At 55.2% G+C, this 4671-nt stretch carries 4 protein-coding genes; all 4 read right to left on the reverse strand.

Annotated features, from left to right (window positions below; translation table 11 throughout):
• On the reverse strand, positions 1-2282 hold a 2282-nt coding region (locus tag Q1K23_RS07885), incomplete at its 3' end, for a tetratricopeptide repeat protein (RefSeq protein ID WP_300363614.1).
• 8 nt (positions 2283-2290) lie between these two features.
• Entirely contained in the window at positions 2291-3535 is a 1245-nt protein-coding gene (serS, locus tag Q1K23_RS07890; RefSeq protein ID WP_300363615.1) for a serine--tRNA ligase, read from the reverse strand.
• Positions 3536-3595: 60 nt separating this feature from the next.
• Complete coding sequence (locus Q1K23_RS07895; RefSeq protein ID WP_300363617.1) at positions 3596-4417, reverse strand: hypothetical protein; 822 nt, start codon at positions 4415-4417, stop codon at positions 3596-3598.
• 68 nt (positions 4418-4485) lie between these two features.
• Positions 4486-4671 (reverse strand): hypothetical protein (locus Q1K23_RS07900; RefSeq protein ID WP_300363619.1); only part of this gene is annotated, 186 nt, incomplete at its 5' end.

Raw genomic sequence — 4671 nt, forward strand, 5'->3', positions numbered from 1 at the left:
TTCAGTGCGCCGTTGGGGATTTTGCCGAACTGGATGATCGCGGCATCGCTGTTGTCCTGTTCCAGATACAAAAGTCCCAGGGCGTAGCGGCTCTCCAGATTGTTGGGGTCGGTCAGCTTCGCCAGCTCCAGGAGGGCAGAGGCGTTGGCCGGATGGCCCGCACCCACCGACGCGACGGCGGCCAGGAAGAGGGTACGGCTGTCCTGCATGTTGTACTTGTCCACAAGCTGGTTGAAGAGGACATAGGCCTTTTCATACTTCTGGAGGAAGATGTCGCTCAGTGCCAGCGCCTCGATGATACCGACGGGATCGTCGAGCTCTTTGAGGAGTCTGATCTCGAGCTTTTCGTTGAAGCTGTAGAGGGTTCCCGTCACGAAACGCAGCGCGATGTAGTTTTCCCGTGTGAAGGCGCTTCCGTAGTAGACCGCGTCGAGATTCAGCGGGTGTTTTTTGAGATACCGGTGGACTTTGATGCTGAATTTCTTGATATCGTCATCTCTGTAGTGTACCTGTATATAAAGAAGATTGGCCAGGACGTCGTCCCCCATCCGATCACGCAGCTTTTTCGCACTCTCTTCCGCTCTGTCCCATATACCCTGTCCCGCGGCGATCAAAATATCGAGCAGCAGATAGATGGGGCGATTGGCATGTCTGGTCTGGATCCATTTGGAGGCGGCCGAGATATTTCCCCTGTAGAAATAGAAAAGCGTCTGGTAGAAGCGCTCCACCTCCGTGGGATTCTGGATCTGGCTCAGATCGTCGTTGACGAACTGCTCGATCTGGGGAATCGGCTTGCCGGTGAGCGATTCGCACATCAGGGCGAAGATGGCGGAGAGATAGTTGGTCGAATCGAGATGATAGCTTCTTAGAAAATGCCGGTGCGCTTTGGTGAAGTTGCCCAGTTTGGCGTAGGTCAGGCCGAGATTGTAGTGGAGTATCGAATGGTTCGGGTAGCGTTTCAGGGCTTTTAGAAGCAGTTCGTTGGCTTTGCGCAGGCGGTAGTCGATGGCCGCTTTGATCGCCTTGGAGATCTGCAGGTTGACCTGGGAGATGCTGGAGCTGCGGGAGAGGTATTTCGTCGCTTCAGGCGTCTCGTCCACGTAGATCGAAGCGTTTCCTTTCTTGATGTAGTTGATGGTCTGGGTGGCGTTGAAAACCTTGAAAGGAGCGAATTCGAAAAGGAGTTTGAAAGCGTTGGGCGGCGTGATCATCTCCGTAACGGCGTAACGCTCCTGGGCCGCATGGATGTCGTAGACGGAGGAGCGCAGTTTCGTTTTGATCGGATAGAGCCGCTCGCCCTTCTCTCCGAAATCGGTTTTCATCTTCATCAGGATCTCGGACGCCCGCTGGGTCATCATGTTTTTCAGCTGGACGAGGGCGAGGGATTTTCTGCTCTCGACGGGATTGTCCGACTCCTGGATCGCCTTTTGCAGGTATTGTACGGAGACCGGATAGTCGCCGATCTGGGCGTAGAGCTGTCCCAGAAGCAGAAAATCGCGGGGTGTCGCGCTTCTTTCCAGCAGGTCGATCGCTTTGAGGGGCCGTTCGAAGACCTCGTAGCTGATGGCGCCCATCTGGTTGAGCTCTTTGTTGTAGTTTTTCGAGGTGGGGTGGTTGACGGCACTCAGGATCTCGAAATAGTTGCCCTTGTAGTAGTTGATCAGGGCGTAGAGATAGCCGTAGAGCGAGGAGTTGTAGCTGTCGGCGAGGTTGGCCTCCGCGATCTGCAGATAGTAGTCGAACCGCTTTTTGTCGTGCAGGTGCAGGGCGCACGCCGCGGCGTTGATGGCGCTGATGCTTCTGTTCTCGCCGTTTTCGATCGCTTTTTTGAAGGATTTGATCGCATCTTCCCACCGCTCCTGCCGCATCTGTGCCACACCCAGATTGTAGTAGGAGATGGAGGCGCTGTAGGTGGCGATCTGTTCGAAAAGGGTGAGCGCCTCCTTTTTGTTGCCCCGTTCGTAGAGAAGGTTGGCCTTTTTGATCATTCTCTCGATCTGGGAGGGGGTGGCGAGGGGTTTGATCTTTTCGGCGGACCTGATCTTTTCGGCGATTTTCGACGTGTCTACCTTTTCGATCGCCGAGGGTTCCTTTTTCGTCAGTACGAGCACGAGGGCCACGATCATCAGAAGAAGCAGTACGCCGACACCGCCGAGAAGAAAGAGGAGTTTTTTCCGCTTTTTTCTATCGTCTTCCTGCGGCGTCTGCGGCGTCTCTTCGGAAGAGTCGGAGGTGTCGCCTCCCTCCCCCTCTTCGAGTATGATGACCTCTTCTTCAGCCATGGGTCACCTTAGAGGTAGGGCCTCAGAACCTCGGGTATGAGGATGGAGCCGTCCGCCTGCTGGTAGTTTTCCATGATGGCGATGAGTGTCCGGCCCACGGCGAGGCTGGAACCGTTGAGGGTGTGGACGAGCCGGTTTTTCTTCTCCTCCTTGAAGCGTATCTTCGCCCGTCTGGCCTGGAAGTCCCGGGTGTTGGAAATGGAGCTGATTTCACGATATTTTCCCTGTCCCGGCAGCCACACTTCCAGATCGACGGTTCTGGCTGCCGAAAAGCCCATGTCTCCGGCGCATAGAAGCATGTGGCGGTGGGGAAGTCCCAAAGAGGTGAGCAGGTCGGAGGCGCAGGCGACCATCTCTTCGAAAACCCTGTCGCTCTCTTCGGGGGCGGTGATGCAGACCAGCTCAACCTTGTCGAACTGATGCTGCCGGATCATTCCCCGGGTGTCGCGTCCCGCCGAACCCGCCTCTTTCCGGAAACAGGGGGTGTAGGCGGTGAGGCGCAGGGGCAGATCCTCCTTTTTGAGGATCTCGTCTCTGAAGAGGTTGGTGACGGGGACTTCCGCCGTCGGGATCAGATAGAGCTCCTCCCCTTCGACCTTGAAGAGGTCGTCGGCGAATTTGGGCAGCTGGCCGGTAGCGAAGAGCGATTCTGCGTTGGCCATGAAAGGGACGTAGACCTCTTCGAAGCCCCTGTCGCGGTTGAAGTCGAGCATGTAGTTGATCAGGGCCCTCTCCAGGCGTGCCCCTTCGTAGCGCAGGGCGCTGAAACGGCTCTTGGCGATCTTGACGCCCCGTTCGAAATCGATCCAGCCGTTGCGCTCCGCCAGTTCCCAGTGCTCCTTCGGCCGGAAAGAGAAGGTTTTGGGTTCCAGGACCCTTTTGATCTCGACGTTGTCCTCTTCGTCCTCGCCGTCGGGTACGTCGGGATCGGGGATGTTGGGAATCGTCGCCGCCAGTTCGAAAAGCTTCTCCTCCAGAAGCCGCAGCTCTTCGTTCAGTGCCGCGATACGCTCCTTGTTCTCGGCCACCTCCCTTTGAAGTTCGGTGACGTCCTTCCCTTCGCGCTTGTATTGGCCAAAGAGCCTGCTTTTGCTGTTCTGCTCCGCCTGGGCGGCTTCGAGCCTTTTCTGGACCGCTTTTTTCTCTTCGAAAAGCACTTTCACCTTTTCGAGAATCTTTTCGTCGATACCGCGCCGTTTCAGGGCGGCCGAAACCGTATCGAAATCTTTTTCAAACTGTCGAAGATCGACCATCGTTTTCCTTCATTTTGTGTAGAGTTTCAAATTTTCATTTTACAAAAAAGCGATTGAAGATCAGATGTTTTCGCTGATATTGTAGGTTTCGGCCGAAACCACCGCCGTGAAGTAGACCATCCAAAGCAGAACGAGTATCCCAAGGGGCAGCAGAATGACGGTGCCGATACTGATTCCCATGACGATGCCGACGCCGAAGAGTATCAGCATCCAGAGGGTGACGATCTTGAAATAGCTTCCCGTGAAGGCCGCCTGCCAGAACCGTTTGGAGAAGAACATGAAAACGGCGTTGAAAGCGTCGGAAAAGGTGCGCTGGAAAAGGGCGTAGCCGTAGACGAGCGGCCAGAGATAGCTGAAAAAGAGCGAGGTGATCAGGACAAAAAGCAGAGCCGGTGTGCTGGTGCCCAGAAACTGGGCGTAGAGGGCGTAGGTCTCTTCCGGTGTGGCGTTCTGTATATTCTGCTGTTCCATAACCATGCTCATCATCCCGAAGCCGCCCGTGATCCAGAAGATGCCGACGGTGATGATCATCATGATGATGGAAAAGACCATGAAACCGACGTAGAATCCCGCCGCGGGTGAGAAGAACTCCACCATCATCGCCTTGAAATCTTCCGTCGCGGCCCTCTCTTTGAAAGTCGCGACATCCGGTACGCCTTTGATGCGGTCGACGATCCAGTACCCCAGGGCGTAGAGTACGATCGCCTGGACGACCGAGGCGACGAATCCGAGCAGTGGAACGATGGAGAGGACCGAAAGCAGAATCAGGGCCAGCGCCACGACGATCGTGTTTTTCCAGTTGGCGCTGACGGCGCTCCATGTGTAATCCATCGCCGTTTTGATCGGCGAGGTGACGAAGGTTTCATCCTGAAGTATGCGCATTCCGTATCCTTGATGAGTGATTGGAGCTATTTTACATCAAAGAGATTGACAATGCGCTAAAAGATGCTTCAGATCTCCTGGGGACAGGAGAGTTCGACGCGGATCGTCAGCTTCTCTCCCTCCTCGGTGACGTAGAAACGGTGCTTTTTGCAGTAGTTGGCGTTCATATGGTTGACCAGTTTCAAAGCGGCCAGCTCGGCTTCGGCTCTATCCTCGAAACTCTGGGGCAGCACGAGGTTTTCATCCTTTTTGAC

The sequence above is a fragment of the Hydrogenimonas sp. genome (genome assembly GCF_029933015.1).
GTDB lineage: Bacteria > Campylobacterota > Campylobacteria > Campylobacterales > Hydrogenimonadaceae > Hydrogenimonas.